The 4,663-nt window shown below is 72.8% G+C and carries 4 protein-coding genes; 1 reads left to right on the top strand and 3 read right to left on the bottom strand.

What is annotated here, in order from left to right; all coding sequences use genetic code 11:
• Positions 1-585 (top strand): MFS transporter (locus C665_RS18460; RefSeq protein ID WP_004326339.1); only part of this gene is annotated, 585 nt, incomplete at its 5' end.
• 13 nt (positions 586-598) lie between these two features.
• Here the strand turns inward: C665_RS18460 and C665_RS18455 are convergent.
• The 3 genes from C665_RS18455 to C665_RS18445 form a co-directional block, all read right to left on the bottom strand.
• A complete protein-coding gene (locus C665_RS18455) occupies positions 599-2,767 on the bottom strand; it encodes a dihydrolipoyl dehydrogenase family protein (RefSeq protein WP_004326337.1) in 2,169 nt (722 codons plus the stop codon).
• Between the two features lie 46 nt (positions 2,768-2,813).
• Positions 2,814-3,923 carry a methyltransferase domain-containing protein gene (locus tag C665_RS18450; RefSeq protein WP_004326336.1) on the bottom strand — a complete coding sequence of 370 codons (1,110 nt, stop codon included), beginning with the start codon at positions 3,921-3,923 and terminating at the stop codon, positions 2,814-2,816.
• 69 nt (positions 3,924-3,992) lie between these two features.
• A partial coding sequence (locus tag C665_RS18445) for an FAD-dependent oxidoreductase (protein ID WP_004326334.1) occupies positions 3,993-4,663 on the bottom strand: 671 nt, incomplete at its 5' end.

The following is a 4,663-nucleotide window of genomic DNA, read 5'->3' as shown; positions in this document are numbered from 1 at the left end:
CGCCTGCGCGCCACGCTCGGCAGCGCGGGGCCGTGGCGGGTGGCGATCACCTTCTCCATGTACTCCAGCCAGTGGCTGGCGGTGATCGGATTCCTGCCGTCGATCTACGCCCAGGCCGGACTGTCGGGCCAGGTGGCCGGGCTGCTGACCGCCTTCGCCTGCCTCGCGAACGTCACCGGCAACGTCGCCGCCGGCCGCCTGCTGCATCGCGGCGTGTGCGCGCGCCACCTGCTGTACGCCGGCTTCCTCGCCATGGCGGCGACCACCTTCGTCGCCTTCTCGCCGCTCACGGCCGAGTTGCCGGTCGCGCGTTACCTGGCCGTGGTGCTGTTCTCGGCGATCGGCGGGCTTATCCCGGCGACCCTGTTCGCGCTCGCGGTGCATGTGGCGCCCGACGACGATACGGTGTCGACCACCGTGGGCTGGATGCAGCAGTGCTCCTCGGCCGGCCAGTTCCTCGGCCCGCCGCTGGTGGCCTGGGTGGCGGGCGCTGTCGGCGGCTGGCAATGGACCTGGGTGATCACCGGGCTCGCCTCCCTTGTCGGCCTGGTGCTGTCGAGCCGGACGCGCTACCAGCGCGCCTGATGCGCGCGGCGCGTCAGCCCCGCCGCCAGGCGTGGTGGCGTTCCAGCCAGCGCAGCACGCGCTGCGGCGCGTGCGCGCGCTTCCATTCGCCGGCGACCGACTTGTTGGCCTCGGCGAAGGTCGGGTAGGCGTGGATCGTGCCGAGGAGCTTGTTCAGGCCCAGACCGTGCTTCATCGCCAGCACGAACTCGGCGAGCAACTCGCCGGCGTGCTCGCCGACGATGGTGGCGCCGAGGATGCGGTCCTTGCCGGGCACGGTCAGCACCTTGACGAAGCCGCGGTCGGCGCCATCGGTGATTGCGCGGTCGAGCTCGGCCAGATCGTAGCGGGTGAACTCGAACGCGATGCCGCGTGCGCGCGCCTCGGTCTCGTTGAGCCCGACGCGGGCGACCTCGGGGTCGGTGAAGGTGGTGTGGGGCACGCAGCGGTAGTCGACGCGGAAACGGCGCAGGTGGCCGAAGAGCGCATTGACCGCCGCGTGCCAGGCCTGGTGCGCGGCGACGTGGGTGAATTGCAGGGGCCCGGCGACGTCGCCGGCGGCGAGGATGTTGGGGTAGCGCGTCTGCAGGAAGTCGTCGGTCGCCACCGTCGCGCCGGTCGGGATGCCGAGCGCCTCCAGGCCGAAGCCCTCCAGGCGGGCGCTGCGGCCGACCGCGCACAGCAGGGTGTCGAAGGCGATGCGGCGCTCGCCGCCGCTGGCGGGGTCGGCGACGACAAGGAATTTGTCTGTGCCGCCCGCTGCCGTTTCCTGCTCGCAGCGCAATGCCGCGACTCCGGTCAGCACCTCCACACCGTCCGCCTCCAGCGCGGCGCGGGCGAAGGCGCCGACATCGGCGTCCTCGCGCGGCAGGAGCTGCGGCGCGCGCCCCACCAGCACCACCTGCGAGCCGAGGCGCGCGCACGCCTGCGCCAGCTCGCAGCCGATCGGCCCGCCGCCGAGCACCAGCAGCCGGCGCGGCGGCGCGTCGAGCGCGGCGAAGGCGTCCCATACCGTGTCGCTGGTGAGGTAGCCTACCGCCTCCAGCCCGGGCAGGTCGGGCACGGTCGGGCGGGCGCCGGTGGCGATCACGATGCTGCGGGTGCTGAGCCGGCGCGTGCCGCCCTCGTTCAGCGCCACCTCCACCGTCCATGGGTCGACGATGCGCGCGCGCCCCTGCAGCACCTCGACGCCGAGCGCGCTGTAGCGCTCCACGCTGTCGTGCGGCTCGATCTTGCGGATTACCGCGCGCACGCGCGCCATCAGCCTGCGGAAGTCGATCTCCGGCTCGCCGGGCTCCAGGCCGTAGCGGTCGGCGTGGCGGATCTGGTGGGCCAGCCTGGCGCTGCGGATCAGCGCCTTGCTCGGCACGCAGCCGGTGTTGAGGCAGTCGCCGCCCATGCGTCCGGCCTCGACCAGGGTCACCTTCGCCTTCACCGCCGCCGCGATGTAGGACGTCACCAGCCCGGCGGCGCCGGCGCCGATCACCACCAGGTTGCGCTCGAAGCGTGCCGGGCGCTGCCACCCCGCATACACCCGGCGCGCCTGCACGCGCTCGACCATCCAGCGTGCGAGCAGCGGGAAGAGGCCGAGCAGCACGAAGGAGGCGACGAGGCCCGGAGACAGCACGCCGGCCAGGCTGTCCACCGCGCCGAGCTCGGTGCCCGCGTTCACATACACCAGCGTGCCGGGCAGCATGCCGAGCTGGCTCACCCAGTAGAAGGTGCGCGTGCGGATCGGGGTGAGCCCCATCAGCAGGTTGATCAGGAAGAAGGGGAAGGCCGGCACCAGGCGCAGCGAGAACAGGTAGAACGCGCCGTCGCGCGCGATGCCCTCGTCGATCGCGCGCAGGCGCGCGCCGAAGCGCGCGTGCACGCTGTCGCGCAGCAGGTGGCGCGAGACCAGGAAGGCGAGCGTGGCGCCGATGGTCGACGCGAAGGACACGATCAGCAGCCCCCAGCCCAGCCCGAACAGTGCCCCGCCGGCCAGGGTCATCACCGCCGCGCCGGGCAGCGACAGCGCGGTCACCGCCACGTAGGCGGCGAAATAGAGGGCGGCGACCAGGACCGGCGAGGCCTCGCGCCAGGCAGCGAACCCGGCCATGCCGGCCTTGAGGGTGTCGAGGTCGAGCTGGCGGTGCAGCCCGCTGGCGAAGAAGCCGGCGACGAGCGCGAGCACGAGCAGCAGCAGAAGGCGTTTCTTCATCTTCGTCCCGGGAGCGGGTGAGCCGTGCGGAGCCGTCGTGGCCCGATCAGCAGCAGGATTTGCGCGCCGCGCTGCCGAGGGTCGCGGGGACCGGCGCCGGCATTGTCGTCGGCGCCGGGTTGTCCGTGACGGTGCCGCGCGCCGCCGTGTCGAAGGGCATCGCCGGGCCCTCTGCAATGAAGCGGCCGTAATGGCGCTCGAAGCTGCCGATGAAGTCGAAGTGCGGCCGCAGCCGGCTGTCATGCAGCATGCGCCAGGTGTTGCCGCTCACCGGTACGACCCGGCCGGCGTCGAAGCCGTGCCGCTTGTCGAGCACGAAGCGCGTGGCTTGCTCGGGCAGCGTGCCGCGATACACCACCGCCTGGCCGAAGTCCTCGCAGGCGCTCTCCAGTCCGTCTATCCGGAACAGCCGCCAGGTCGCCGAGAAGAAGCGGACGTCGCCCAGCTTCGCGGCCAGCGCGGGGTCGGTCGCCGCGAGCGGCCGGTCCTCCACGAGGCGCGGGTCGGCGAAGCCTGCGGCGCGGGCGAGCGCGAGGAAGTCGTTCCAGTACAGCGCGCCGCCCAGGCATTCGCCGTACAGCACCGGATCGTCGCGCACGGCGGCGGGCACGCGGCGGTCGGCATACACGTCCGAGAAGTAGAACTCGCCACCCCGGCGAAGCAGGCGGAAGACCTCGCGCAGCACCGCGGCCTTGTCCGGGCACAGGTTGATCACGCAGTTCGACACGATCACGTCGAAGCTGGCGTCCTCCAGGCCGAGCTCGTCGAGGCGCTCGATATAGCCCTCGAGGAAGCGCACGTTGCTGCGCGCGAAGCCGAAGGCCTCGCGGTGGTAGTCCTCGTGGCGGCGCGCGACGGCGAGCTGCTCCGCGGTCATGTCCACGCCGACGACCTCGCCACGCTCGCCAACGAGCTGGGCGAGCGCATACACGTCGCGCCCCGAACCGCAGCCGAGGTCGAGCACCCGGCAGCCTTCGAGCAGGGGCGGGCTCACCAGGCCGCAGCCGTAGTAGCGCGCGAGCACTTCGGGGTGGATGCGCCCGAGCACCGGCCTGAGCGCCGGCGGCGGGGCGCTGGCATCGCAGCAGGCCGAGGTCCTGAGGTCGGCGGAGGATTGCAGGGTGCGGCCGTAGTAGTCCTGGACGAGTTCATGCATGGTGGGGCCCCGGGGAATAAGGGAGTGAGAAGGGAGCTTCGGGCTTTGTCGCATGTGCTCCGCGGATTCTTACACCGGCACGATGGCTGCGCGCCGGTGACGTGCAATGAATCCTCGGTCGATGCGGTCCTTCCAGCGCCACACCCAGCGCCCCTCGGCGGACCAGCGTCCCCACGAGGCGATGGCGTGGCGCGGACCGCTTGCGATCAGGTGGAGCGAACGCGGGCGCGGCCGGTAGCTGCGCACCGGCGCGCTCGCCGGGCCGCCCGCCAGTGCGGCGAGCAGATTGGCGGCGAGCACCGGGCCGGCATGGACCGCGTGCACGCCCGAGCGCGCGAAGCCGGGATCCGCGCGGGTGCACACGTCGCCGGCGGCGTGGATGAAAGGATGCGAGACGCTGCGATGGCCGGCGTCGACCATGACCCAGCCCGCGGCGTCGCAGGCCAGGCCGCTGCTTTGCGTCCAGGGCGGGGCGTGTGCGCCGGTGGCGGCGATCACGCAGTCCGCGGGCAGCGTTGTCGGCGCGTCGCGCCCGGCGTCCACAAGCTCGAGCCCCGCAGGCGTGCCCCGTGCACGAGCCGGGTGGAGCGCGATGCCGGCCGCGGCCAGACGGCGCAGCACGCGCCACCGCGCACCTTCGGCATGGCCGGCGAGCAGCCCGCCGGGTGGCGCGACGAGCGCCAGCGCCACCGCGCAGCCGGCACGGCGAAAGGCCTCCGCGGCGGCGAGCACGAGCTCCA

The sequence above is a fragment of the Thauera aminoaromatica S2 genome, from assembly GCF_000310185.1.
In the GTDB taxonomy this organism is placed as follows: domain Bacteria; phylum Pseudomonadota; class Gammaproteobacteria; order Burkholderiales; family Rhodocyclaceae; genus Thauera; species Thauera aminoaromatica.
Note: the sequence above shows the minus strand (reverse complement) of the source record. Positions and strands in the feature narration are given on the sequence as shown.